This is a genomic window from Pseudomonas sp. FDAARGOS_761 (assembly GCF_013343155.1).
GTDB classification, from domain to species: Bacteria; Pseudomonadota; Gammaproteobacteria; order Pseudomonadales; family Pseudomonadaceae; genus Pseudomonas; species Pseudomonas aeruginosa.
Genome location: NZ_CP054572.1, coordinates 802,166 through 828,559 on the forward strand (window position 1 = coordinate 802,166; position 26,394 = coordinate 828,559).

Sequence of the window (26,394 nt, forward strand, 5' to 3'; positions counted from 1 at the left end):
GCCACCGCTTCATTGCAGGGCCACCACCCGTCGATAGCGCTCCACGCCGTTGCGGGTGACCCGCGACAGGCTGATCTCCAGTCCGCTGGCGCGGACTTTGCTGCGTGCCGGCAGGCGCGTCCAGCCCTTTCCCGGCACCCAGGCACGGATCTCGAACCGACTCACGTCGTCCAGCACAGCCACCCGCTCCGCCAGCGGCGGCAACGGCAGGCGGTCGCCGCTGGGCGAGGCGGCGCGGTAGAGGATCTTGCCCTGTCGCCACCAGCGCACGCGCTGCAGCGGCGCGCCTGGCTCGGTACTGGCGCGGACGATGTCCAGGCGCAATGGGATCTCGCTCAGGCGCTTCAGTGCGAGTCCGGGCGGCAGGCTGTCGCCGGCCCGGATCGGCTCGTCGCCGATGGGCAGGCCGGTCTCCTCCCGGATGGCGCTGTGCAGGGCGATGTCGCGCTCCAGCTGGTTCAGCGCGCGCAGTAGCGCGGCGCCCTGCTCGGTGCTGTCCTCCAGGTGCGCGCTGGCCCGGGCGATGCTGTCCAGGCCGCGCCAGGCCATCAGGCTGACGATGGCCATGAGCATGATCGCGACCATCACCTCGATCAGGGTGAAGCCGGCTTGCCGGCGCCGCGTCGTCGCGCGTTCAGTGTACCCGGACATGGCCGTTCGCCTCGCGCAGCACGGTGACGCTGTGTTGGCCGTCGGAGAGCGTTATCCGCAACGGCGCGCCGATCCATTCGACGTCCAGCAACACCGGCCGCGGCGGGCGCACGCTGACCCGCAGCGGCGCGGCCTGCCAGTCGCGCGCGCGCAATTCGGTGTCGGCGGCGAAGGCGTCGGTCTTGCCGCGATAGGCCTGCGGGCTGAAGCGATAGCCCTTGGCGCTGGGCTGCCAGAGGATCGGCGTACCGCGTACCCGTGCTTCGCCCTGGGCTATTTCCAGCAACCGCGCCAGGCGCGCGGCATCCTGGCGCAGCAGACCCGTCGGGTCGGGGCGGGCGCTCAGGCTGATGGCCGCCGTGGCGATGCCGACGATTACCAGCACCACCATCAGTTCGATCAGGGTGAAACCGCCTTGCCGGGGTCGCCTCACCGGATGCCGCTCCGCGAAGAGAGAGGTTTCCAGAGTGCCCGACGAAGATGATCGGCGTGTGAAACATAACGGAGAGAATTCCGCGCTAGGCTGGTGCCGGGGCGCCGTTCGTGGCGCCCGTCGCCCATACGCCAGGAGAGCCCCGCCATGCCGGCCATGCCCCGTATCGATCCGCCCCGCCTGGTCCAGTTCGCCGCCGTGCTGGCGATCCTCGCCGGCCTGCTGTTCTGGGGCTATCTGTTGCTGGCGCCGATTCCCGGCGTGGTCCAGGCCGAGGTCGCCGACGTTCCGCCGCCCAGCGGCGAGGACGCCGCTCAACGCTGGTTCGCGGCGCCTTCCGGTGAGGTCGAGGTGCAACTGGCGGGATTGATCAGCGGTGGTCCCGCGGCGATCGCCATCCTCTCGGTGAACGGCGCGCCGGCCCAGGCCTATCGGGAGGGCGAGGTCCTGGCACGTGCGGCGAAGGTGCGGCGGATCGAGGCCGACGCGGTGCTCATCGAGCAGAACGGCGAGGTTCGCCGGGTGCCCATGCAGCGGCTCGCCGAACCGCCGCCGCTGGCTACCCTCAAGCGCGGTTGAGATCACCGGGAGCGGCTCAGCAGGGTGTTCAGGCGCGCCAGCGGCACCGCCTGTTCGCGCTGCGTGCGCACACGGATTTCCACCCAGAGTAGCGCGGGGTCGTCGGTGGCCTCGACGCGTTGTTCGCAGTACAACCGCAGGCGGCCCTGGGAGCATTCGAAATCGCTGTTTCCCGGAGCCGCGCCGACGCCCAGGCGTAGCTCGGCGAGCCGGCTCTCCGCTGCCAGCAGGGCCAGCGACTTGTCGCGCAACAGACCGTTGCCGTCGGTCATCAGGCCCACCGCGCGGATCGCCGCGGCCAGGGCGATGGCGACGATGGCCAGCGCGACCAGCACTTCGATCAGGGTGAAACCGCGGGAAGACAGGCGCGTGGACATCGCGGGAAGGTCGGCGAAAGGGGACCTCCAGGCTAGCCGGGAAATCTGACCGATCCCTGACAAAAGCTCGGGAGGGCGCTCCCGCGAGCCATCCCCGGCGCCTGCCGGAAAGCCCGGCTCCAGGGCCTTGCGGGCGCCTCCGGAAGAGCGGCGCACCCGAGGATTTTCAATATCGTTGACATATCTTCCTGAAACAATCCGCGGCGAATCGAACCATGCCGAGGAGTGTCGAGATGGATGTCGTGCAGTTCAGCTCCAGCCCGAAAGGACATCGGGGACAGCGGGGCTTCACCCTGATCGAGATCATGGTGGTGGTGGTGATCCTCGGCATCCTCGCCGCGATGGTGGTACCCAAGGTGCTCGACCGTCCCGACCAGGCCCGTGCCACCGCGGCGCGCCAGGACATCTCCGGGCTGATGCAGGCGCTCAAGCTCTACCGCCTCGACCAGGGCCGCTATCCGAGCCAGGCGCAGGGCTTGAAGGTGCTCGCGGAGCGTCCTGCCGATGCCTCGGCGAGCAACTGGCGCTCGTACCTGGAGCGCCTGCCCAACGACCCCTGGGGCAAGCCCTACCAGTACCTGAATCCCGGCGTGAACGGCGAGATCGACGTGTTCTCCCTCGGCGCCGACGGGCAGCCGGGCGGCGAGGGCATCAACGCCGACATCGGCTCCTGGCAGCTCTGAGCGCGCCATGAACGGTCATCGCCAGCGCGGCATGGCGATCATCAGCGCGCTGCTGATCGTCACCGTGGTTGCGGTCATAGCCGCCGGCCTGATCGCCCGCCAGAGCGCATTCATCCGCGCCCTGGAAAGCGAGCAGCTACGCATCCAGGCCGGCTGGATGCTGCGCGGCGGCCTGGAATGGAGCCGCCAGTTGCTGCTCGAGGACAGCCGCCGCGACCCGCTGACCCGCCTCGACCAGCGCTGGGCGCAACCGATGCGTGGCTTGCGTCTGAGCAGCGCCGAATTGCCGTTCAACGGCCAACTGGAAGACGAGCAGGGCAAGTTCAACCTGCGCAACCTGTTGGTCGACCAGCGCCCCGATCTCCAGGAGCGAGCGAACTTCGAACGCCTCGCCGGTCTGCTCGGCGTGCGCCCGAAGGAGACGCGGCTGATCGTCGAGCGGGTACTCGATTCCTATGCACGGCTGCCCGCCGAAGCGCCGCCGGCCGAGACGCAACCCGCAGGCTTCGACAGCGGCCGCGAGACTTCGCCGGGCGCCGTGTTGCGTGCGCTTCCGGCGCGCATGCCGGCGCTCAGGCGTCTCGACGACCTGGCCCGGCTGGGCATTCCGCCGGCGACCCTGGAACGCCTGCGGCCCTACGTCACCATCCTGCCCGAAACCACCTGGATCAACGGCAACACCGCGCGCGCCGAAGTGCTCGCCGCCTGTGTCCCCGGCCTCGGGCTGGACCAGGCGCGGCGGGTGCTCGGCGAGCGCGACCGGGGCCGCTGGTTCCTCAATCGCGGCGACTTCGTCAACCGCCTGAACATGCCGCAATTGCAGGCGCAGTCGGTGAAGGTCGGGATCACCAGCGACTGGTTCCTGCTCACCGCCTATGCTCGGCGCGACCGGCAAGAGGTGCGCCTGCAAGCCCTGGTGCAGCGCAAGGCCGGTGAAAGCACGGCGGTCAACTGGGTGAGGGTGGGCTCATGAAAGCCACCTGGCGTTGCCTGCTGCCGCCGCTGAGCGAGTTCGCCGAGGCGGCGCCGCTGCATTGCCTGCGCCTGGATGCGCGCGGCGCGGTGCAGGAACGAATCGAGGCCTCGCTCGCGGAACTGGCGCGGCGACGCCAGGGGTTGCCGGTGGCGCTGTTCCTGCATCCGCGCGATTGCCGCCTGGTCAGTCTCGAACTGCCGGCGCTGCCTGCGGCGAAGCTCGCCGCCGCGGTGAACTGCGCGGCCGAGGCGCTGGTCCTCGGCGATCCGGCGCAGCTACGCCTGGCCCACGGCCCGCGCGGCGCCGACGGGCGCCTGACCTTGGGGTGGTTGGAGGCGTCGGCGCTGGCCTCGCTGGAGCAGGCCGTGCAGCGGCTGCGGCTCGACGTGCGGGAGGTGCAGGCCGCGCCGTTCCTCCTGCCGTTGCGCGATGACGCTTGGGTGGCCGGCGAGTGGGACGGCCATCTGCTGTTGCGCCGCTCGCTGAGCGACGCTGCGGTCCATCCCTTGCCGGAGCAGGGCCTCGCTGAGGTCCCGCAGGAGTTGCGACTGTTCTGGCTGGGCGAGCGACCGGCGTGGCGCTCCGCAGCCCTGGAGCGGGCCGAGGCGCTGGACGAAGCGCTGCGCTGGAGCGGGCCCGCCAGTCCGTGGGGATTGGCGCTGAAAGCGCCGGCGACGAGCGCCGGCAACGGCACCTGGAAGATGCCCCTGATCTGCGCTGCCCTGGCCTTGCTGGTGTGGGTCGCCGGTCTGAACCTGTACGCCGGGCAACTGGCCGGGCAGGGCCAGTCCTTGCAACGGCAGAGCAGTCAACGCGTGCAGCAGGCCTTCCCGGAACTGCCGGTGGTGCTCGATCCGCTGCGCCAGGCTCGCGAGCGACGCGACGCCTATCTGGCCGGCAAGGCCGATGGCGATGCCGTACCGGGGCTGGCCGCGCTGCTGCATGGCGCCGGCGAGGCGATGCCGTTCCTCGCCGGGCGCCTGCAACGACTGGACTACCACGCCGGCGAACTGGACCTGGAGCTGCTGCCGGGACCGCCAGGCGGCGATGCCGCTGCCTGGCAGGGCGAGTTGGGCAAGCACGGGTTGCAGGCCGATGCCTCCGACAAGGGCTGGCAGGTGCGCGCCATGGAAGCGCCGCCAGCGCCGGCCGCTGGCGCGGCAGACAGTGGCACTGCCGAGGCGGCTGCCGATGAAGATGAATAAGCGCCTGGCGGGCCTACTGAATACCCCGGCGCAGCGCTGGAGTCCCCTGCTGCTGCGGCTGCAGGCCTACTGGCGGCAACTGGCGCCGCGCGAGCGCAAGATTCTCGCCGGCGGTGGCCTGGCGCTATGCCTGGCGCTGACCTGGCAAGTGTTCATCGATCCGCCGCTGGCGCGGATCGAGCATTGGCAAGCCGAGCTGCCGCGCCTGCGTGCGCAGGCCGCGGCGGTGGACGGCGTGTTGCGCGAGGTCGAGGCGTTGCGCGGTCCGACCCTGAGCGGTACGGCGGACGCCGAGGCGATCCGTCGCAGCCTGCGCGATCAGGGACTCGACGGTTTCCAACTGGACGCCCCGCAACCGGGCCAATGGCAACTGGACTTCGCCAGCGTGTCCGGCGAGGCCTTGCTGCGCTGGCTGGCGCGCAGCCCGGCGGCGTTGCGCCTGAGCGTCAGCGAGGCGCAGGTGACGCGTCTCGACGCTCCTTCCGAGGAGCGCTCTGGCTCTTCGAGCGAGCCGTCCGGCGGGCTGGTGTCCGCCTCGATCCATTTGCAGTCGACTTCCGCTCCCAAGGATTCCCCATGAGGCAATCAGCTTTCCACCATGCCCGGCGTCGTTGGCCTGTACTGGGCGTGGCGCTGGGCGCGCTGCTGGTCGCGGCGTGTAGCGAGACGCCGAAGGTCCCCGGCGTGCCCCCGGCCGACGAGGAAGTCGGCCGGCCGCTGAGCAGTGTCCGCTCCGGTGCGCCGTTGCGCAGCGCCGACGTCCGCGAGCGGCCCCAGGCCGAGCAGGCCCGCCGCGCGCTGAGTGCCGGACGCGGCGTGGCGCGCTCCGGTGGCGTGGCTCCGGTCTCAGCGACAGCGGCCGAACTCGGCGAGCAGCCGGTCAGCCTGAATTTCGTCGATACCGAGGTGGAAGCGGTGGTGCGCGCGCTGTCGCGCGCCACCGGCCGGCAGTTCCTGGTCGACCCGCGGGTGAAGGGCAAGCTGACCCTGGTTTCCGAAGGCCAGGTACCGGCGCGCACCGCCTACCGCATGCTCACCAGCGCCCTGCGCATGCAGGGCTTCAGCGTGGTCGACGTCGACGGGGTCAGCCAGGTGGTGCCGGAGGCCGACGCCAAGCTGCTCGGCGGGCCGGTCTACGGCGCCGACCGGCCGGCGGCCAACGGCATGGTTACGCGGACCTTCCGCCTGCGCTACGAGAACGCGGTGAACCTGATCCCGGTGCTGCGCCCGATCGTCGCGCAGAACAACCCGATCAATGCCTATCCGGGGAACAACACCGTGGTGGTCACCGACTACGCGGAAAACCTCGACCGGGTCGCCGGGATCATCGCCAGCATCGACATCCCCAGCGCCAGCGACACCGACGTGGTGCCGATCCAGAACGGTATCGCGGTGGACATCGCCAGCACCGTCTCCGAACTGCTCGACAGCCAGGGCAGCGGCGGCGCCGAGCAGGGCCAGAAGACCGTGGTGCTCGCCGACCCACGCTCCAACAGCATCGTGATCCGCTCGCCGAGCCCCGAGCGCACGCAATTGGCGCGCGACCTGATCGGCAAGCTGGACAGCGTGCAAAGCAATCCCGGCAACCTCCATGTGGTCTACTTGCGCAACGCCCAGGCGACCCGCCTGGCCCAGGCACTGCGCGGGCTGATCACCGGCGACAGCGGCGGCGAGGGCAACGAGGGCGACCAGCAGCGCGCGCGCCTGAGCGGCGGCGGCATGCTCGGTGGCGGCAACAGCGGTACTGGTAGCCAGGGCCTGGGGAGCAGCGGCAATACCACGGGCAGCGGTTCCAGCGGGTTGGGCGGCAGCAACCGCAGCGGCGGCGCCTATGGTGCGATGGGCAGCGGCCAGGGCGGCGCCGGACCCGGTGCGATGGGCGAGGAGAACTCGGCGTTCTCCGCCGGCGGGGTCACCGTACAGGCCGACGCCACCACCAACACCCTGCTGATTTCCGCACCCGAGCCGTTGTACCGCAACCTCCGCGAAGTCATCGACCTGCTCGACCAGCGCCGCGCCCAGGTGGTGATCGAAAGCCTGATCGTCGAGGTCAGCGAAGACGACTCCAGCGAGTTCGGCATCCAGTGGCAGGCCGGCAACCTCGGCGGCAACGGCGTGTTCGGCGGGGTCAACTTCGGCCAGTCGGCGCTGAACACGGCCGGCAAGAACACCATCGACGTGTTGCCCAAGGGGCTCAACATCGGCCTGGTGGATGGCACCGTGGACATCCCCGGGATCGGCAAGATCCTCGACCTCAAGGTGCTCGCCCGGGCGCTGAAGAGCCGCGGCGGCACCAACGTCCTGTCGACCCCGAACCTGCTGACCCTGGACAACGAGTCGGCGAGCATCATGGTCGGCCAGACCATACCCTTCGTCAGCGGCCAGTACGTCACCGACGGCGGCGGTACCAGCAACAACCCGTTCCAGACCATCCAGCGCGAGGACGTCGGCCTGAAGCTGAACATCCGTCCGCAGATCTCCGAGGGAGGAACGGTCAAGCTCGACGTCTACCAGGAGGTCAGCAGCGTCGACGAGCGCGCCAGCACCGCCGCCGGGGTGGTCACCAACAAGCGCGCGATCGATACCAGCATCCTCCTCGACGACGGCCAGATCATGGTCCTCGGCGGCCTGTTGCAGGACAACGTGCAGGACAACACCGACGGCGTTCCCGGACTCTCCAGCCTCCCCGGCGTCGGCTCGCTGTTCCGCTACCAGAAGCGCTCGCGGACCAAGACCAACCTGATGGTCTTCCTGCGTCCCTACATCGTCCGCGACGCCGCCGCCGGGCGCAGCATCACCCTCAACCGCTACGACTTCATCCGCCGCGCCCAGCAGCGCGTGCAGCCGCGCCACGACTGGAGCGTCGGCGACATGCAGGCTCCGGTGCTGCCGCCGGCGCAGCAGGGCATCCCGCAGGCCGCCTACGACTTGCGCCCGAGTCCGCGGCCGCTGCGCGCGGTACCGCTGGGCGAGGCGGCGCCGCTATGAGCCTGCTGCCCTACGCCTGGGCCAAGGCGCAGCGCGCCTTGCTGCGGCCGGGCGAGCATGGCGCGACCCTGCTGGTCAGCCCGCGGACGCCCGGCTGGGCGATCAGCGAGGTGCGCCAGCGGCATGCGCTGGCCAGCCTGGAGAGCGTCCGCGACGACGAACTCGACACCCTGCTGGCCAGCGCCTACTCCGATACCGGCAGCGCCGCGGCGGTGGTCGGCGCGGCGGAGAGCGAGGTCGACCTCGACCGCCTGATGGACGATATCCCCGAGGTCACCGATCTGCTCGACACCCAGGATGGCGCGCCGGTGATCCGCATGATCAACGCGCTGCTGACCCAGGCGGCGCGCGACGAGGCCAGCGACATCCACATCGAGCCCTTCGAGACCCATTCGGTGGTGCGCTACCGCGTCGACGGCGCCCTGCGCGACGTGGTCGCGCCGCGCAAGGCGCTGCACGCGGCGCTGGTGTCGCGGATCAAGATCATGGCGCAGCTGGATATCGCCGAGAAACGCCTGCCCCAGGATGGCCGCATCGCCTTGCGGGTAGCCGGGCGGCCGATCGACATTCGCGTCTCGACCGTGCCCACCGGCCACGGCGAACGGGTGGTGATGCGCCTGCTCGACAAGCAGGCCGGGCGCCTGAGGCTGGAGACCCTGGGCATGGCTCCCGGCGTGCTGGCGCCGCTGGACAACCTGATCCGCCAGCCGCACGGCATCGTGCTGGTCACCGGGCCCACCGGCAGCGGCAAGACCACCACCCTCTACGCCGCCCTGGCGCGGCTCGACGCCAGCACCAGCAACATCCTCACCGTCGAGGACCCGGTGGAGTACGACCTGCCGGGGATCAGCCAGATCCAGGTCAACGCGCGCATCGACATGACCTTCGCCGTAGCCCTGCGGGCGATCCTCCGGCAGGACCCGGACATCATCATGATCGGCGAGATCCGCGACCTGGAGACCGCGCAGATCGCCGTGCAGGCCTCGCTCACCGGGCACCTGGTGCTGGCCACGCTGCACACCAACGACGCGGTGTCGGCGGTGACCCGGCTGGTGGACATGGGCGTCGAGCCGTTCCTGCTCGCCTCGTCGATGCTTGGTGTACTCGCCCAGCGCCTGGTGCGGCGCCTGTGCACGCATTGCCGGGTCGAAGAGGACGGCGGCTGGCGCGCGGTCGGCTGCCCGGCCTGCAACCAGACCGGCTACAGCGGGCGCACCGGCATCCACGAACTGTTCGTGATCGACGACGAGATCCGCCGCCTGGTCCACCAGGGCCGCGCCGAGCAGGATCTCCGCGAAGCCGCCCGCGCCGCCGGCATGCGCAGCATGCGCGAGGACGGCGAGCGCTGGATCGCCAGCGGCTCCACCACCCTGGAGGAAATCCTCCGCGTGACCCGGGACGCCTGATGCAGACCTTCCGCTACGAAGCCGCCGACGCCCAGGGCCGGATCGAGACCGGCACCCTGGAGGCGGACAGCCAGCGTGGCGCCCTCGGCCAACTGCGCGCCCGTGGCCTGACCCCGCTGGAGGTCCGCGAACAGGCTGGCGGCGGGGCCGGGCAAGGGGCGGGCGCGCTGTTCGCCCCGCGCCTGTCCGACGGCGACCTGGCCTGGGCCACCCGCCAACTGGCCAGCCTGCTGGCCGCCAGCCTGCCGCTGGAGGCGGCGCTGAGCGCCACCCTCGACCAGGCCGAGCGCAAGCACATCGCCCAGACCCTGAGCGCCGTGCGCAGCGACGTGCGCGGCGGCATGCGCCTGGCCGACGCCCTTGCCGCACGGCCGCGGGACTTCCCGGAAATCTACCGGGCGCTGGTGGCTGCGGGCGAGGAGTCCGGCGACCTGGCCCAGGTGATGGAGCGCCTGGCCGACTACATCGAGGAACGCAACGCCCTGCGCGGCAAGATCCTCACCGCGTTCATCTACCCGGCGGTGGTCGGCGTGGTCTCCATCGGCATCGTCATCTTCCTCCTCGGCTACGTGGTGCCGCAGGTGGTCAGCGCCTTCTCCCAGGCGCGCCAGGACCTGCCAGCGCTGACCCGGGCGATGCTCCAGGCCAGCGACTTCGTGCGCGCCTGGGGCTGGCTCTGCGCCGGCGCCATCGGTGGCGCTTACTGGGGCTGGCGCTTGTACCTGCGCGACCCGCAGGCGCGGCTCGGCTGGCACCGGCGAGTGCTGCGCCTGCCTCTGCTCGGACGCTTCGTGCTCGGGGTGAATACCGCGCGCTTCGCCTCCACCCTGGCGATCCTCGGCAGCGCCGGCGTACCGCTGCTGCGCGCGCTCGATGCGGCGCGCCAGACGCTGGCCAACGACTGCCTCGCGCAGGCGGTGGAGGAGGCCACCGCGCAGGTTCGCGAAGGTGTCTCGCTGGCCTCGGCGCTGCGCACGCGGCAGGTATTCCCGCCGATCCTCACCCACCTGATCGCCAGCGGCGAGAAGACCGGCGCGCTGCCGCCGATGCTCGACCGCGCGGCGCAGACCCTGTCGCGCGACATCGAGCGCCGCGCCATGGGCATGACCGCGCTGCTCGAGCCGCTGATGATCGTGGTCATGGGCGGGGTGGTGCTGACCATCGTGATGGCGGTGCTGATGCCGATCATCGAGATGAACCAGCTGGTCCAGTAGTCCGTGCCTGAACAAGCCCTTCCCGTGCGGGGCGGTTAACCGCTCGCGGCTATCCGCCGTGGGGATGGGGCGTCTCAGCAGTCTTCCGAAGAGAGGTATCGGCGGATAACGCCGCTGGCGTAATCCGCCCTACGGGAGGGGCTTGTGCAAGCCGGCCTTCCTCTCGCTGTCATCAACCCGTGTGGCCCCTCGCCAGGGCTCGGGTGCATGTTTCAGCGAGGTTGCCCCGAGGGCGCGCCATGGCCGTCGCGGGCTGGCTGCCGGGAGGCGCTCGCGGAACCTCGCAGGTCCCGCGAAAAGGCCCGGCGCAGAGCCTGCGAACACCCGAGGAAAGGCTGCGAAAACAATTCGATGCTCCCGAGATTTTTTCCCCGATCTGTCACCGGAACTTGCGAGTTTTATCCCCAGCGGCCCCTTCGACCGGCTAGGGATGCAAAGCCCGGCAAGCACGGCGCCGCCTCATGCAAGACGACTTCCTCAACGTACCAACACCACGATGAAAGGAGATTCTTCATGTACAAGCGCTCTCTGATCGCTGCCTCGCTGAGCGTGGCCGCCCTCGTATCCGCCCAAGCCATGGCCGTCACCGGCGGTGGCGCTTCCCTGCCGGCCGAGCTGTACAAAGGCTCCGCCGACAGCATCCTGCCGGCCAACTTCAGCTATGCCGTGACCGGCAGCGGCACCGGCAAGAACGCTTTCCTGACCAACAACTCCTCGCTGTTCGGCACCACCGGTACCGTTCACTATGCCGGTAGCGACTCGGTCCTGAGCGGTAGCGAACTGACCACCTACAACAGCAACTACAACGGCACCTACGGTCCGCTGATCCAGATCCCGTCGGTAGCCACCTCGGTCACCGTGCCCTATCGCAAGGACGGCAACACCACGCTCAACCTGACCAGCGCCCAACTCTGCGACGCCTTCTCCGGCGCCAAGACCACCTGGGGTCAACTGCTGGGCACTACCGACAGCACGCCGATCCGCATCGTCTACCGCACCGGTAGCAGCGGCACCACCGAACTGTTCACCCGCCACCTGAACTCGATCTGCCCGACTCGCTTCGCCACCAACTCGACCTTTACCAACGCCCGTCTGCCGGCCGGCGGTACGTTGCCGAGCAACTGGGTTGGCGTCGCCGCCACTTCCACCGTGGTGTCGACCGTCAAGGCAACCAACGGCTCCCTCGGCTATGTCAGCCCGGATGCGGTGAACATCAACAGCAACGCCGAGGTTTCCCGTGTGAACGGCAACCTGCCGACCCAGGCTAACGTTTCCACTGCCCTGGGCAGCGTGGCTCCGCCGGCCAACGCCGCCGACCGTGCCGATCCCAGCAAGTGGGTTCCGGTGTTCGCCAATCCGAGCGCCGGCTACTCCATCGTCGGTTACACCAACTTCGTCTTCGGCCAGTGCTACAAGGACGCCAGCGTTTCCACCGACGTCCGCGCCTTCATCAACAAGCACTACGGTGGCACCACCACCAACGCCGCAGTTGCCGCCCATGGCTTCATCCCGCTGACTCCGGCCTGGAAGAGCGCCATCGTGAGCGCCTTCTACACCGGCACCAGCGAAAACCTGGCCATCGGCAACACCAACGTCTGCAACACCAAAGGCCGCCCGTAAGCGCTTCGCCTAGGCGAATCGATACGAGGACCGGCAGCCCTGTGGCTGCCGGTCTTTTTTCTTGTGGGGAACCCAGGAGGTTTTCATGCTCAAGCCAATGCTTGGCGTCGTTGCACTGACGCTCTTCGCCAGCCAGGTGGCCCTGGCCGTGACCGGTGGTGGCGCCACGCTGCCGGAAGCGCTCTACAAAGGCTCTCCCGACAGCATTCTGCCGGCTACTTTCAGCTATGAGGGGGTGGGGAGCAGTGCCGGCAAGCGGGCCTTCCTGACCAATGACCCGGTGCTGTTCGGCGCGACCGGCAGCGTGCACTACGCCGGAAGTGACTCGGTGCTGCGGAACGTCGAGCTGCTGGACTACCTCGTGCGCTTCAACGAAGAATACGGTCCGCTGATCCAGATTCCCTCGGTGGTCACTCCGGTGGTCGTTCCCTATCGGAAGGCTGGAACCACCGCGCTCAACTTGAGCAGCCTGCAATTGTGCGATGTCTTCTCCGGCGCCAGGACTACCTGGGGGCAACTGCTGGGCAGCGGCGACACCACGCCGATTCGCATCGTCTACCGTGTCGATGGCAGCGGCACCACCGAGTTGCTGGCGCGTCACCTGAACAGTATCTGTCCGACGCGATTCGCCACCGGTCCGCTGTTCGCCAATGCCCGTTTGCCGCTCAACGGCCCGCTGCCCGCCAACTGGACCGGGGTATCGAGCGATGCCGAGGTTCGCTCCGCGATCAATGCAGTGGACGGTTCGATCGGCTATGCCGGACCGGAGGGGCTTCCTCTTTCCGACAATGCGAAGATCGCGCGGGTGAACGGGCTTCTGCCGAGCGCGGCCAATGTCGTGGCGGCCGTGTCCACCGTCGTACCTCCGACTACCACTACCGCTCGCGCCAACCCTCTGGAATGGGTTCCGACATTTGCCAACCCCACCCGTGGCTATGCCATCGTCGGCTATACCAATTTCATCTTCAGCCAGTGCTATCGGGACGCCAACGCGGCCAGTCAGATCCGGGCATTCCTGACCAGGCACTATGGGTCGAGCGTGAACAACGCGGCGACCGTCGCCCATGGCTTCGTCCCCCTGGTTGCGATCTGGAAGAGCGCGGTCATGAACACCTTCGTCAGCGGCAACGGCGAAAACCTGAACATCAACAATCCAAACATCTGCACCAACCGCGGCCGTCCTTAGTTTCCCTGCCCGGCGGCGCTCCACAAAGGATCGCCGTCGATCTCCGCTCCATGAACTTTCCATGACAAGTCTTCGGCCCACCCTCCGCCAGGCCGTCTACCAGTAACGGGCGTCGTTGCGGGCGCCCGACCGACTTCATGCTCAAGGACCCCTTCGCCATGCCGTCCCGTTCGCCGTCGTCCGCCCGTTCCTCCCGCGCGCTTTACGCGCCGCGCCTGAAGCCGCTGGCCCAGGCCATCGCCCTGCTGCTGGTCGCAGGGGGCGCCCAGGCCGCCGGGCAGCCGTTCAGCGCCGCCTGGTTCGCTGCCAAGGGCGCGGCGCAGGGCGGCGCTGCCGGGGCGCCGCGACCGGGAGCGCAGTTGCCGGGGGCGCCGCCGCCGCTGGCGCAGCAGCAGCGGGTCAACCAGCAGTTGCAGCGTTCGATGGCCAACCTGAACAACACCGTCGCCGCCATTGCCGCCCAGCAGGCCGCCCAGGCCGCCGGACGCCAGGCGGCGCTGAACCTTCCGCAGGATGTTCCGGACGGACTCGGCGAGGGCGGCCTCAAGGTCGACGCCTCGCTGCCGTTCGAGCAGGCCTGGCAGAACGCCAAGGGACCGGTGCAGACCCAGGCCGGCGGCAAGACCACGGTGAGCATCGAGCAGACCGCCGACAAGGCGGTGCTCAACTGGGAGACCTTCAACGTCGGCCGCAACACCACCGTGGACTTCCAGCAGCACGCCGACTGGGCGCTGCTCAACCGGGTCAACGACCCCAGCGCGCGGCCCAGCCAGATCCAGGGGCAGATCAAGGCCGACGGCACGGTGATGCTGGTCAACCGCAACGGCGTGGTGTTTTCCGGCAGCAGCCAGGTGGACGTGCGCAACCTGACGGTGGCGGCGGCGAACATCTCGGACGAACAGTTCCGTCAGCGCGGCCTCTACTACGACAACGCCGGCAGCCGTCCGACCTTCACCGACGCGGCCGGCGCCGTGCGCGTGGAGCAGGGCGCACAGTTGCGTACGGCAGCGCCGTCCGGCTCGACCAGGGGCGGCGGCTACGTCCTGCTGCTCGGCAGCGAGGTGGACAACGCCGGCAGCATCGTCACGCCGAAGGGGCAGACGGTCCTGTCCGCCGGCGACAGCTTCGTCATCCGCCGTGGCCAGGGCACCGACGGCAACCTGACCTCCACCACCCGCGGCAACGAGGTGCTGCCGGGCTTCGCCGCCGACAGCAGTGCCGGCCGGGTACGCAACAGCGGCCTGGTGCAGGCCGCCACCGGCGATATCAGCCTCAGCGGCCGCGAGGTGGAGCAGGCCGGCGTATTGCTTTCCAGCAGTTCGGTGGACAGCCGCGGCACCCTGCACCTGAAGGCCAGCGAGCGGATCACCCTGGCCGAAGGCGCCACCAGCGCGATCCTGGTGGATAGCAGCGGCAGCGCCGCCCTCGACAGCCAGCGCGAGGCCTTGCTCAAGCCGTTGAACGGCTCCAGTGCCGCTGTCAGTCGGGGCGACGACGACCGCCGCGACCTGTCGCGGGTGGAGATCGACTCCGCCGGCAGCGTCGATTTCCGCGACGGCTCCATCACCCTCGCCAGCGGCGGCCAGGTTGCGGTCAACGCTGGCCAGCGCGCCCTGCTGCGCGACGGCGCGGTGATCGATGTCTCCGGCGCGCAAGGTGTGCAAGTGGCGATGGAGACCAACAGCATCAAGGTCAACGTGCGCGGCAACGAGCAGCGCGACGCCTCGGTCAACCGCGAGGGCGGCGGTCTGAACAGCCAGGACGTGTGGGTCGACGTGCGCGACCTGGTACGGGTGCCTGCCGGCACCAACGGCTATGCCAGCGACCGCTGGTACACCGCCGGCGGCCTGCTGGAGGTCGGTGGCTACCTGGGCACCCAGGGCCACTCGGCGGGCGAGTGGATGGCCCAGGGCGGCATCGTCAGTTTCACCGGCAACGACGTGGTGACCCAGGCCGGTTCGCAGATCAACCTGTCCGGCGGAACCCTCGATGTGCAGGGCGGCTACATCCGCCAGACCTGGCTGAAGGGCTCGGACGGACGCCTCTACGAACTCGGGTCGGCGCCGGGCGACCTGCTCTACGACGGCATCTACCGCGGCTACGAGGCACACAGCGAGCGCTGGGACCAGACCCGTTATTTCTACAATCCGCTGATCGCGCCGACCCAGCGCTACGAGAACGGCTACATCGTCGGCCGCGACGCCGGCAGTCTGGTGATCGGCAGCGCCAATGCGCGGCTCGACGGCCAGGTGGTCGGCGATACCTATCGCGGCGAGCGGCAGACCGAAGCGCCACAGGCCGGCCTGGACGGCTACAACCAGTCGCAGAATGCCGTGGCGCGCGGCGCACAGCTGGTCGTCGGGCGCTACACCCCCTACTACGTGAAGAGCAGCGGCCTGCTGGAGTACGCTCTCGGCGCCGATGCCGGCAGCCTCAAGCAGGTGGTCATCGGTGCCGGCGAGGCGGCGGCCGAGGAGCCGACCCTGGACGCTCCGGTGGCCGCCGAGCGCCAGGGCCGCCTGAGCCTGGACAGCGAACTGCTCAACGGCTTCCAGCTGGGCGGCCTGAAGGTGGCGGCCGGCGAGAGCATCCGAGTCGACGGCGCGCTGACCCTGGCCAATGGCGGCGAGGCAATCCTGTTCGCCAACGACGTGGCGATCGACGCCGACATCACCGCCCATGGCGGCAGCCTGCAGGCCGGCAACGTGTTGGCGCAGATTTCCCCGAACGGGACGATCGATGGTTTCGTCGATTCCGGCCGCGAAGACGGCATCTTGCGCGTGGGCGACGGCGTACGGCTGGATGCCAGCGGCTTGTGGAGCAACCTGCTGCTGGCGCCGGAGGACAACGATACGTTGGCCTACCGCGACGGCGGACGGATTTCCCTGCGCAGCGGCGGCGACCTGAGCCTGGGACAGGGCAGTCTGCTCGACGTGTCGTCCGGGGCGGCGCTGCTGGCCGACGGCAAACGACTGGGCGGACGCGGCGGCGACATCGCCTTGCACGCCAGTGCCGGGCTGGCGCAGGCCAGCGATGGCCAATTGCAGTTGGGCGGCACATTGAATGGTCTCGGCACGAGTGGCGCCGGCACGCTGTCGCTGCAGAGCGGCAAGGTGCGGATCGGCGGCGACGACCTCGGGGATGGCAGCCTGCAACTGGCCGAAGATTTCTTCCAGCAGGGCTTCGCCAGCTACCGGGTGGTCGGTCGCTCCGGATTGACGGTAGCCGAGGATGCCCAGGTGCGGGTCGCGCGGCCGGTCTACCGTTTCGCCAGCGGGGCCGGCGAGGTCGCGGCTGGCGAGGCGCCGCGAGAGGCGCTGGAGGGCTGGACACCGCCGCTGTACCTGGAGGATGCCTTGGCCGGACGCTTGATCCAACGCGAAGGGGCGGACCTGTACCTGCAGGCAGGCGGCGACGGCAATATCCTCGGGCAGCTCGATCCCGCCAGCCAGACGCTGGAGCTGGGGCGCGGTTCGCTGGTCGAGGTCGATCCGGGGCGCGCCATCGTCCTGCGCGGTCCCGGACAGATCACCTTGGATGGCACTCTGAACGCTTGGGGCGGACGCATCGACGTGCGCCAGCAGCAGTTCGGCGCGCTCGACGTTACCCAGGACAATCAGCCCAAGGCCCAAGGCCAGCCCCATGCACGCTCCATCTGGATTGGAGAGCAGGCATTGCTGGATGTTGCCGGCCGCGCTGTCACTGCCGTGGATGGGCGCGGTCGCCGCTATGGAGAAGTACAGTCCGGCGGCAGCATCGTCATCGGCGGCGAGATCGATCCGGGCAAGGCGATCGCGACCTCGGCGGATGCGTTCGTCATCGTACGCCCCGGTGCACGACTGGAGGCCTCCGGCAGCCAGGCACAGCTGGATGTACCGGGACTGGGAAGGGTTTTGCTGACCGGCGACGGCGGGCGCATCGCTCTCAGTTCCTACAATGGGCTGTATCTTGACGGTTCGTTGCGCGCCGCAGCCGGCGGCTCGGGAGCGGCGGGCGGCAGCCTGGAGATCATTGCGGACGCTCCCCTGTACCAAGGTTTTACTGTCGTGGATGACCGGGTATTGGCCATGCGCGAGCTGATCCTGACGGCAGGGCATGCCGATTCGGGATTACCGACCTTGCTGCAACCGGGAATGGACGATTCGGCTCTGCGCTATGGCCAGAGCCGAGTTGGGACGCAGTCGCTGACGGGCGGCGGATTCGACCAACTTTCGTTGTTCAGCAACGGTCCGCTGTCGTTCGAGGGGAACATCGATCTTGCGATGGGGCGCAGCCTGAATCTGTACGCGGGGACGATAGCCGCCACAGGTGGCGGGCCGAGCGAGGTGAAGTTGCAGGCGCCCTATGTCCGCCTTTCCGGCATCGGGATGTATGGGCAGCAGGCCTCTGGCGAGTTTCGTCCGCGTCTCACGTACGGGCCGACCGCGACAGCGGAGCAGGTTCGCTTGCAGGTTTCTGCCGGGCGCCTGCTGGATATCGCCGGGCGCTTGTCATTCGGTAGCGACGGGGTGATCAATGGGGTCAACGCAGAGGCTGTCCGCTATCAGCGACCAGGTTTCGAGAAGGTAACGCTGCGCAGCGAGGGCGACCTGCGTTTCGCTGGCGACTATCCAGAGAATGGCGATCCGTCGGGGCGCTTGATAACCCACGGCGATCTGCAACTGACTGCGGCCCAACTCTATCCGGTGACGGGAGCGAGTTCGACCCTCTATGCCGGGTATGGACTGGATGAGAGGGGGCAGGCCGTCTTCGATGCCGAACGGCATTTGGCTATCGAACGTAGCGGCGAGTCCTTGCCGGACACTCCGCTGTCGGTATTCGGCAGTCTGGCGTTCATGGCATCGAATATCGAGCAGGGTGGCGTGGTGCGTGCGCCGCTGGGGCTCATCCAGTTCGGCAGCAATCTGGATCGTGCCCCGGGCACGGTAAGGTTGTTGCCGGGTAGCCTGACCTCGGTCAGCGGCGCTGAGCTGGTTATGCCCTATGGAGGCACGACCGATGGGATCAACTATCTGGTCAACCAGGTCCCCATTCAACTGACCGGTGCCGGGGGCGCTCTCGCTGCTGGGACACTGGTTGCGGGAGTCGGCCTTTATGCCAGCGAGGTCGATGTGCAACAGGGGGCGCGGCTGGACCTGTCCGGCGGCGGCGAACTCGCGGGGGCTGGATTCATCTCCGGCAGAGGGGGTTCGACCGATGTGCGTTTTCATCCCCTGGTGCAGCAGGACAATGATGGGTTCCGTCTGCCGGAGCTGTCCAGCAACCCGGTGTATGCCATCGTACCTGGACACCAAGCCGTTAGTGCGCCATTGGGCGGCGAGGCGGGCGCCATCCAGCCGTTGGTCGGGCAACAGGTCACCATCGGGGATGGCGTTCCCGGCCTGGCCGCCGGTACCTACACCTTGCTGCCTTCGACCTATGCCCTGTTGCCGGGCGCTTTCCGCGTCGAGATCAACGGTCTGGCGGGGCAAGGCGCGCCCATGGCGACGCAGGGGTTGCGCAATGGCTCCTGGGCGACGTCCGGGCAGTTGTCGATTGCCGGCACGTCCATCCGCGACAGTCTGAGCCGTCAGGTCATCCTGTCTTCCGCCGATACGCTGCGCCGCTACTCGCAGTACAACGAAATGAGCTATGCGGATTTCATTCGCGCCGATGCCGCGCGCAAGAACATCCCCAGAGCGATGTTGCCAGTGGATGCCAGATCCCTCTACCTGGGATTGCGCGCGGATGAGGAGCTTCGGGAAAACGCCCTGAGCTTCGAGGGGAAGGTCGACTTCACGCCGGAAGAAAGCGGATATGGCGGCAGCCTCATCGTGGATGCCGAGGCGGGCATCGAGATTCTGCCTGAAGGTGGGCTGCCCGACTCCGATTTCGCTGGCGTGTCGTTGGTTGCGGACGATCTGAATGCAATAGGCGCCAGCCGTATCGCCATTGGCACGCTGCCCTACGTCGAATACGGCGAGCAAGGAAACTTCGTCCAGTTCGGCGGGAGCAACCGGCTCTTTCCCGTTGTGCTGCGAAAGGGCGCGCACCTTTCCGCACCGGAGGTGATCATTGGCAGGGATATCACCCTTGAAGGTGGGAGTGGCATCAGCACTCTGGGGAAAGGCAAGACTGCATACGATTCGTCCGATGGTTTCATCTATCAACCCGGCGGCCGTAACCTGCTGCTCTTGTCCAACGGATGGCTGAACCTGCTGGCACCCGCAGCGGATAGCTCGTTACCGGTTCGTCTCGGAGGTTGTGCGGAAGGGGCGGGCTGCGCCGACACCGAACTCTATTCGGAGGGCACTCTGGGTATCGCCACCAATGGTACGGTGACGTTTGGCGACAACGTTCGTTACGGGACACGCAATCTCAGCCTGGCGCTGAGTACGATCAATATCGGCTCCAGCCAGTCGCTGGCCGACGCGGCCGCTCGCGGCGTGTTGCCGAACGGCCTGGCGCTGGACCAGACGGTGCTCCAGCGCCTGCTGCGCGGCGAGCGCGGGGCGGGTATTCCGGCCTTGGAAAACCTGATCCTCAGCGCCCGCGATGCGGTCAACATGTACGGTAGCGTCAGCCTCGACACCTACGACCCGGCCACCGGCAAATCCAGCCTGGCCAACCTGGTGCTGGGCACCCCGGCCATCTACGGCCATGGCACCGGCGAGGATGTCGCCAGCATTCGCACCGCCAGCCTGGTCTGGAGCGGCTCCAGCCAGCCGGCCGCAGCACCGGTCGCCGGCGGCGCCGGTAGCGGTAGCGGAACCCTGCGGGTGGATGCCGAGCGCATCACCCTGGGCTACGGCGCGAATACCCAGCCGGCCGGCGAGACCGACGAGGCGCGCCTGGCGCTGGGCTTCGCCGAGGTGCAACTGAACGCCAGCGAGCGGATCAGCGCCAACCACAAGGGCAGCTTGCGGGTCTACCAGCGCCTGGACGGCTACGTCGCCGGCGAAGGCCTGCGCTACAGTGGCGGCGACCTGCGTCTGAGCACGCCGTTGCTGACCGGCGAGGCCGGCTCGCTGAGTCGGATCAGCAGCGGCGGTAGCCTCAGCCTGGCGGCGCCGGCGGGCGCTGCCGCGGTGACCTTCGACAGCGGCACCGCCGGGCTTGGTGCCGAGTTGTCCCTCAGCGCCCGCGAGATCCGCCTGGATAGCGCGGTCTCGCTACCCAGCGGCAAGCTGAGCCTGAGCGCCGAAGACGACCTGGAGCTGGGCGATGGCGCGCGCATCGACCTGGCCGGACGCAAGGCCAGCTTCAACGATGTGGATAAATACAGTTGGGGTGGCGACCTGCTGCTGAGCAGTCGCGCCGGCGACATTCGCCAGGCCGCCGGTTCGCTGATCGACCTGTCGGCGCGCAACAACCGCGGCGGTACCCTGAGCGCCGTGGCGTTGGCCGAGGACGCCGGGGTGGTGGACCTGCAGGGCCGCATACTGGGTGGCGCCAGCGGCGACTACGATGCCGGCGGCACCCGCGTGCCGTTCCTCGGTGGCGAGCTGGAGATCCGCGCCCAGCGCCTGGGCGACGGCGGCAGCCTGAGCGAGCAGTTCACCGCCTTGAACCAGCGCCTGAACCAGGGCGAGGTCTTCGGCGCGCGGCGCTTCCAGCTCAAGCAAGGCGACCTGCAGATCGGCGACGGCCTGAAGGCGCATCGCATCGAGGTGTCCCTCGACAATGGCCAGCTCGGCGTGAGCGGAACGGTGGACGCCAGCGGCGCGCAGGTCGGCGAGATCCGCCTGGCCGGTGGCCGCGGCCTGAGCCTGGGCGGCAACGCGCTGCTGGATGCGCATGGGAGCCTGCTGCGGCGCGACAGCTACGGGCAGATCATCGACAGCCCGAACCGGGCGATGGTCGAGCTGAGTTCCGGCAGCGGCACCTTGGTCCTGGCCGGCGGCGCGCGCATCGACCTGCGCCATGGCACCGCGGCGCCAGCGGAACAGGTTGATGGCGTCGCCCGTGGCACGTTGGAGTTGAACGCGCCACGCCTGGGCGGGGTCAGCGCCGGCGACATCGCCATCGATGCCAGCGGCGCGCTGGACATCCGCGGCGCCGGCAGCATCGCCCTGAACGCGGTGCAGCGTTACGACGATGCGCCCTGGGGCAACGATCCGGCGGCCGGCGGGCGGCCCTACCAGGTGATCGACCAGGCTTACCTCGATGCGCGGCATGCCGAGAGCAGCGCGTTCATCGCCGCGGCGCTGGCCAACCGCGAGTTGCTCGACGGCAAGCTGGCCGGACTGACCAATGCCACCTACGCGGATGCTTTCCACCTGCGTCCAGGGGTGGAGATCGTCAGCGCAACGGCGGACGGCGACCTGGTGGTGCAGGGCGATCTCGATCTGTCCGGCTACCGCTACGCCAGCCTCAATCCGAACACGCCGCTGACCGAGGTCTACGGTTCCGGCGAGGTCGGCGCGCTGGTGCTGCGCGCCGGCGGTGACCTGAACCTCTACGGCAGTATCAACGACGGCTTCGCGCCGCCGCCGGACTCGCCGGACGACAAGGGCTGGATCCTCACCCCGGGGGTGCAGCCGTTCGGCGGCGACCTGGTGGTTCCCGGCCCGGGCGTGGTGCTCGGCGACGGTACCGCGTTCCTCGGCGGCCGCACCCTCAACTACGACCTGCCGATCAAGGGCACCACCCTGGCCGCCGGCACCCGTCTGGCCACCGAGGCAGTACTCGAACAGCCCTATACCCTGGCCGCCGGCAGCGTGCTGGTAGCGGACATCCACGATGCCGCCGGCAACCTGCTGTACGCCGCGGGCAGCCTGCTGCGCGACGGGGTGACGCTGGAGGTCGGCAGCCGGCTGGGTGCCGGTACCCTGCTGGCTGCACCGGCCAGCGTGCAGGCGATGACCTGGCCTGCGGGCGTGCCCTTGCCGAGCATCCTGCGCGAGGGGCCAAGCAGACCCAATGTCCTGCTGCTCAATGGAGAGCTGGCCTTGGCACGTGGTTCTCTGATCCCTTCGCAGACCGAGGTGGTACTGGCTGGCGATGCGCCTTTCATCGAATTGCGGCCCAGCGACGGTGTCCGCCAGGGACGCAACTGGGCATTGGCCGAGATGCTGCCGGCCGGTAGCCAGTCCTGGTCCATGCGCCTGGTCGCCGGTGCCGATCTCGCGGCTGCCGACAACCGTCTGGTGCGTCCGGACTCCTCGGCCAGCCTGAACCTGGCCGATACGCACTATCAGGCGAAGATCGAACAGAGCTCGGGAGGGCTGGTGTTCACCGATCAGGCTACCGACTGGGGGATCACCCCGGGAACTCCGGTCGACGAGAGCAATGAATGGATCTGCGGGCTGGGGCCGTATTGTGCCGAGCCTCCCCGCTGGACCTGGGCGCCCGGCAATTACCTGGGCATGCCTGCTGGTACGGCGATCGGCGAGGGCGATCTGTGGTGGTGCAGTGTCGATCCGTCCCTGTGTATCGAGAATCTCGGCAAAACCGTGGTCACACCGCAGAACCAGTTGTTCAGTGTGCTGCGCACCGGCACTGGCGATCTTGACCTGGCCAGTGCCGGTAACCTTACGCAATGGTCGCCGTACGGCGTCTATACCGCCGGAACGCAGGCCGCCGATGTCGCGACGGGATTCAATCAGCCTCGCGGTCTGTTCAATGGGTCGGTACTGGGCGCCGGTGGCGCGGATTACGAAGTGCTCTCAACCAGCCAGTACCAGGCCTGGTATCCGGAACATGGCGGCAACCTCGATATCGCCGTTGGCGGTGATGTGGTTGGTGATCAATGGGCCGAGAAACTGACAAGTAGCGATCCCATTCGCCCCTTGCCCCCCAGCGCTGCAGTCGGCAACTGGCTCTGGCGCCAGGGCAGCGCCGACAGGGAAGGAGTGCCGACGGCCTGGTGGGTGAATTTCGGCAGCTATGTGCGTGGCGCGGAGGGAGATGCTCCCTATCTGGTCGGCTTCACCGGTTTCGGCACTCTGGGAGGCGGCAATCTCAGCATGCGAACCGGAGGTGATGCCGGCAATATCGCGCCACGCGGAGATGGTTCGATACCTTCATCCGGTAACCTTAATCCGCGCAGCCAGGGACTGGTCTTGGCGGTTGCCGGCACTGGCCGGCTCACCTCCGACGGCGCGCTGCAACTTGGCGGCGGCGGTGACCTGAATGTGAGAATTGGCGGGGAGGTGAACCCGAGCCGGGAGGCGCGGGCTACCCAGACCTACTCGAGTTCGGGGTTTGACGGTCTTTACAGCGGCGGCACCATTCACGATCTGCAGGGGGCCCTCATCAATCTGCGCGGTTCCGCGAGCTTGTACAGTGGTGCGCTGGGAGGCATCGATCCTCGCTACGACACTCTACTGCGGGACCCCGCCGAAGTGCGCAGCAGGGATGCGTTCAGCCCGACGCTGGCTAGCTCCACGGGTGGCCTCACCCTGGTGGCCGGAGATACTGGCATGCGTCTGGAAACCCGTGGCGACCTGGTCCTGGGTGGGGTGACTGACCCCGGTAGGGTGGGGGTGCCGAATACCGTTGGCTTCACGGCTCCCGATGGCAGCGTCTACCAAGGGGGTGGGATCGGTTGGTTCAGTCTCTGGACTGCACACACCTCGATCGATCTGTTTGCGGCGGGCGGCAACCTGACGCCCAGCACCCAATTGGTCGAGGCAACCAACGCTATTCCCATGGCAGGCCGAAACCTGTCGCCTAGCGATGGGCGATTCATCTATCCATCGATAGTACGTGCGGCTGCCCCGGAAGGAAGTATCTATCTCGGTCCTTCCAGCGGTTACATGGGAGGCGTGAGCCTGAATGTCTCGACCACTCCCTACTCCTTGTTACTGGCACCGTCGCTCAACGGTGAACTGGAGTTGCTGGCTGGAGACTCCATTTATGCCGGTGGCTATTCGGTGCAACGCTCAGGTGCCGATCCTGCGAACCTGCCATCGATCTGGACGCCGGCATTTGCCGGCTACTCCGATGCCGCGCTGCTCAACCCGATAGCCGGCAACGGCAGTCCGGACGGGAATCCGGCCGTCATTGGCGGATTGCCTCTGTTCTACTTCGGCCCCGATAGCGCTGCGAGCCTGGCGCGCGATCTGCAACCGGCGCGTTTCTATGCGTTGACAGGAGATATCGTCGGGCTCAATAGCGGTGCGCAGATTCGTTTCGGCGAGCAGGCGGGGAACCGCGCCGGGCAAACCTGGTATGAAGGCGCCGGTCCCGTCTGGATGCGCGCCGGGCGCGACATCGTTGCCTCCGGAACCCCATTGGGACAGCGTATCAGCGCTCCCAGTCAGATCAGTACGGATGCCTCGTTCACCGGCAACCTCTTCGTCCACGACGACCCCAACGACCTCTCGCTGGTCCAGGCCGGCCGCGACATCCTCTACGGCAACTTCAACGTCGCCGGCCCCGGTACCCTGGAGATCAGCGCCGGGCGCAACATCCTCATGGAGGACCGCGCGGCGATCACCAGTCTCGGTGCGGTGGTGCCGGGCGACAGCCGGCCGGGTGCCGATATCGTGCTCCAGGCCGGCGCGGCGGGGGCCGACTATCAGGCCTTCCTCGAGCGCTACCTGGATCCGGCCAACCTGGCGCAGGCCGGCACCCCGCTGGCCGAGCAGCCGGGCAAGGTGGTCAGGACCTACGAAAGCGAGTTGGCCAAGTGGTTGAACGAGCGCTTCGGCTTCGCCGGCGACGCGGAACAGGCCCAGGCGTTCTTCGCCGGCCTGCCCGCCGAGCAGCAGCGGATCTTCGCCCGCCAGGTGTACTTCGCCGAACTCAGGGCCGGCGGCCGCGAGTACAACGAAGTCGGCGGGGTACGCCAGGGTAGCTACCTGCGCGGGCGCAACGCGATCGCCGCGCTGTTCCCCGAGCGCGATCCGGCGGGCAATCCGATCAGCTACGAAGGCGATATCGTCATGTATGGCGGTGCCGGCGTGCACACCGACTTCGGCGGCGACATCCAGTTGCTCAGCCCCGGCGGGCGCCAGGTGTTCGGTATCGAGGGCGAGGCGCCGCCGTCTACCGCAGGCATCGTCACCCAGGGCCAGGGCGATATCCAGGCCTACTCGCGGGACAGCATCCTGCTCGGCCAGAGCCGCATCATGACCACCTTCGGCGGCAGCATATTGGCCTGGTCGGCGGAAGGCGACATCAACGCCGGTCGCGGTTCCCAGACCACCGTGGTGTACACCCCGCCGCGGCGCATCTACGACGCCTGGGGCAACGTCAGCCTGTCGCCGCAGGTGCCCAGCACCGGCGCCGGTATCGCCACCCTCAACCCGATTCCCGAAGTGGCGCCGGGCGACATCGACCTGATCGCCCCGCTCGGCACCATCGATGCCGGCGAGGCGGGCATCCGGGTCTCCGGCAACGTCAACGTGGCGGCGCTGCAGGTGGTCAACGCGGCGAACATCCAGACCCAGGGCCAGTCCAGCGGCATTCCGCTGGTGGCTTCGGTGAATACCGGTGCGTTGACCTCCGCCAGCGCCGCGGCGAGTTCCGCGACCCAGGCGGCGGAGGACGTCAGTCGCCAGCAGCAGGCCGCCGCGCGGCAGCGCATGCCGTCGGTGATCACGGTGCAGGTGCTCGGGTTCGGCAACGAGCGCCTGGAGCCTTCGCGCGACGGCGCCAGTCGTTCGCCGGGCTACAACCCGGACAGCGCCGTGCAGGTGCTCGGCGCCGGAGCCCTCGGCGAACAGGCGCGCAGCCAATTGACCGATGAAGAGCGCGGCAACCTGATCCTGTAAGGCACCGCCGCGGAGGCACGATACCCGCCAGGCCCTCCCCACGGAGGGCCTTTTTTTCGGCGAACTTCCGAGGCGCTGGTCGATTCTCGGGTGAATGCCCGTTCGTCCCCGCCGGCGGCGCGCGAACGGCCGGTCGCATGAAGTTTTCATGACAAAAGTTCGGTGGTGCGGCGGGGTCGCCGTCAAACAGGTGTGAATGAGGAAAACGGAATTCAGTGGTGAAAGGCAGGGACGGGAACGAAAGGAATCGGCCATTTCCCGGTTGCGCTGACCGGTTGCTGGAAATGAGCGTGTCGTTCGAGCAAGACGCGTTCCGCTCTGAAACAAGAGAACAGTATCCGCTAACGGCCGTGGACACACCGGTGAATACGGCGA

General features: G+C 68.3%; 14 protein-coding genes. 11 read left to right on the plus strand and 3 right to left on the minus strand.

Annotation, left to right across the window (positions count from 1 at the left end; all coding sequences use genetic code 11):
* Window positions 1-9 precede the first annotated feature (9 nt).
* Window positions 10-651: a type II secretion system protein J gene (locus tag FOC67_RS03780; RefSeq protein ID WP_003085334.1), complete on the minus strand. Its 642-nt coding sequence runs from the start codon at window positions 649-651 to the stop codon at window positions 10-12.
* The gene (gene gspH, locus FOC67_RS03785) at window positions 635-1,084 is read right to left on the minus strand and encodes a type II secretion system minor pseudopilin GspH (RefSeq protein WP_003085343.1); all 450 of its coding nucleotides are present in this window, start codon (window positions 1,082-1,084) and stop codon (window positions 635-637) included. Before gspH ends, FOC67_RS03780 begins: the two co-directional genes overlap by 17 nt.
* A 147-nt stretch (window positions 1,085-1,231) precedes the next feature.
* Here gspH and FOC67_RS03790 point away from each other — a divergent pair, with 147 nt between their 5' ends.
* Complete coding sequence (locus FOC67_RS03790; protein WP_003085345.1) at window positions 1,232-1,663, plus strand: type II secretion system protein N; 432 nt, start codon at window positions 1,232-1,234, stop codon at window positions 1,661-1,663.
* A gap of 2 nt (window positions 1,664-1,665) precedes the next feature.
* Here the strand turns inward: FOC67_RS03790 and gspI are convergent, their stop codons facing one another.
* Window positions 1,666-2,040 (minus strand): type II secretion system minor pseudopilin GspI, encoded by a 375-nt coding sequence (gene gspI / locus FOC67_RS03795; protein ID WP_003085347.1) that lies wholly within the window; start codon window positions 2,038-2,040, stop codon window positions 1,666-1,668.
* A 233-nt stretch (window positions 2,041-2,273) separates the two neighbouring features.
* Between gspI and gspG the strand changes: the two genes are divergently transcribed.
* From gspG to FOC67_RS03845, 10 genes are all read left to right on the plus strand, one after another.
* The gene (gene gspG / locus FOC67_RS03800) at window positions 2,274-2,723 is read left to right on the plus strand and encodes a type II secretion system major pseudopilin GspG (protein WP_003085349.1); all 450 of its coding nucleotides are present in this window, start codon (window positions 2,274-2,276) and stop codon (window positions 2,721-2,723) included.
* Window positions 2,724-2,730: 7 nt separating this feature from the next.
* Window positions 2,731-3,696: a type II secretion system minor pseudopilin GspK gene (gspK, locus tag FOC67_RS03805; RefSeq protein ID WP_003085351.1), complete on the plus strand. Its 966-nt coding sequence runs from the start codon at window positions 2,731-2,733 to the stop codon at window positions 3,694-3,696.
* Window positions 3,693-4,904: a type II secretion system protein GspL gene (gene gspL, locus FOC67_RS03810; RefSeq protein ID WP_009315210.1), complete on the plus strand. Its 1,212-nt coding sequence runs from the start codon at window positions 3,693-3,695 to the stop codon at window positions 4,902-4,904. Before gspK ends, gspL begins: the two co-directional genes overlap by 4 nt.
* Window positions 4,891-5,484 carry a type II secretion system protein M gene (locus FOC67_RS03815; RefSeq protein WP_009315211.1) on the plus strand — a complete coding sequence of 198 codons (594 nt, stop codon included), beginning with the start codon at window positions 4,891-4,893 and terminating at the stop codon, window positions 5,482-5,484. Before gspL ends, FOC67_RS03815 begins: the two co-directional genes overlap by 14 nt.
* A complete protein-coding gene (gene gspD / locus FOC67_RS03820) occupies window positions 5,481-7,892 on the plus strand; it encodes a type II secretion system secretin GspD (protein WP_009315212.1) in 2,412 nt (803 codons plus the stop codon). The genes FOC67_RS03815 and gspD overlap by 4 nt, the downstream gene beginning before the upstream one ends.
* Window positions 7,889-9,298, plus strand: a complete 1,410-nt coding sequence (gspE, locus tag FOC67_RS03825) for a type II secretion system ATPase GspE (RefSeq protein WP_003120811.1) — start codon at window positions 7,889-7,891, stop codon at window positions 9,296-9,298. Before gspD ends, gspE begins: the two co-directional genes overlap by 4 nt.
* Window positions 9,298-10,512, plus strand: coding sequence for a type II secretion system inner membrane protein GspF (gspF, locus tag FOC67_RS03830; protein ID WP_022579875.1), 1,215 nt, complete (start codon window positions 9,298-9,300; stop codon window positions 10,510-10,512). The genes gspE and gspF overlap by 1 nt, the downstream gene beginning before the upstream one ends.
* Before the next feature lie 513 nt (window positions 10,513-11,025).
* Window positions 11,026-12,132, plus strand: a complete 1,107-nt coding sequence (gene lapA, locus FOC67_RS03835) for an alkaline phosphatase LapA (RefSeq protein WP_009315215.1) — start codon at window positions 11,026-11,028, stop codon at window positions 12,130-12,132.
* Window positions 12,133-12,217: 85 nt separating this feature from the next.
* The gene (locus tag FOC67_RS03840) at window positions 12,218-13,318 is read left to right on the plus strand and encodes a substrate-binding domain-containing protein (protein ID WP_003112210.1); all 1,101 of its coding nucleotides are present in this window, start codon (window positions 12,218-12,220) and stop codon (window positions 13,316-13,318) included.
* 158 nt (window positions 13,319-13,476) lie between these two features.
* Entirely contained in the window at window positions 13,477-26,019 is a 12,543-nt protein-coding gene (locus FOC67_RS03845; RefSeq protein ID WP_174707707.1) for a filamentous hemagglutinin family protein, read from the plus strand.
* Window positions 26,020-26,394 lie beyond the last annotated feature (375 nt).

What these genes read in the sequence shown, in the direction of transcription:
- gspE (WP_003120811.1), top strand. Translation starts at nt 7,889, where the DNA reads ATGAGCCTGCTGCCCTACGCCTGGGCCAAGGCGCAGCGCGCCTTGCTG.
- FOC67_RS03790 (WP_003085345.1), top strand. Translation starts at nt 1,232, where the DNA reads ATGCCGGCCATGCCCCGTATCGATCCGCCCCGCCTGGTCCAGTTCGCC.
- gspI (WP_003085347.1), bottom strand. Translation starts at nt 2,040, where the DNA reads ATGTCCACGCGCCTGTCTTCCCGCGGTTTCACCCTGATCGAAGTGCTG.
- FOC67_RS03815 (WP_009315211.1), top strand. Translation starts at nt 4,891, where the DNA reads ATGAAGATGAATAAGCGCCTGGCGGGCCTACTGAATACCCCGGCGCAG.
- FOC67_RS03845 (WP_174707707.1), top strand. Translation starts at nt 13,477, where the DNA reads ATGCCGTCCCGTTCGCCGTCGTCCGCCCGTTCCTCCCGCGCGCTTTAC.
- gspK (WP_003085351.1), top strand. Translation starts at nt 2,731, where the DNA reads ATGAACGGTCATCGCCAGCGCGGCATGGCGATCATCAGCGCGCTGCTG.
- lapA (WP_009315215.1), top strand. Translation starts at nt 11,026, where the DNA reads ATGTACAAGCGCTCTCTGATCGCTGCCTCGCTGAGCGTGGCCGCCCTC.
- FOC67_RS03780 (WP_003085334.1), bottom strand. Translation starts at nt 651, where the DNA reads ATGTCCGGGTACACTGAACGCGCGACGACGCGGCGCCGGCAAGCCGGC.
- gspD (WP_009315212.1), top strand. Translation starts at nt 5,481, where the DNA reads ATGAGGCAATCAGCTTTCCACCATGCCCGGCGTCGTTGGCCTGTACTG.
- gspG (WP_003085349.1), top strand. Translation starts at nt 2,274, where the DNA reads ATGGATGTCGTGCAGTTCAGCTCCAGCCCGAAAGGACATCGGGGACAG.
- gspL (WP_009315210.1), top strand. Translation starts at nt 3,693, where the DNA reads ATGAAAGCCACCTGGCGTTGCCTGCTGCCGCCGCTGAGCGAGTTCGCC.
- gspF (WP_022579875.1), top strand. Translation starts at nt 9,298, where the DNA reads ATGCAGACCTTCCGCTACGAAGCCGCCGACGCCCAGGGCCGGATCGAG.
- FOC67_RS03840 (WP_003112210.1), top strand. Translation starts at nt 12,218, where the DNA reads ATGCTCAAGCCAATGCTTGGCGTCGTTGCACTGACGCTCTTCGCCAGC.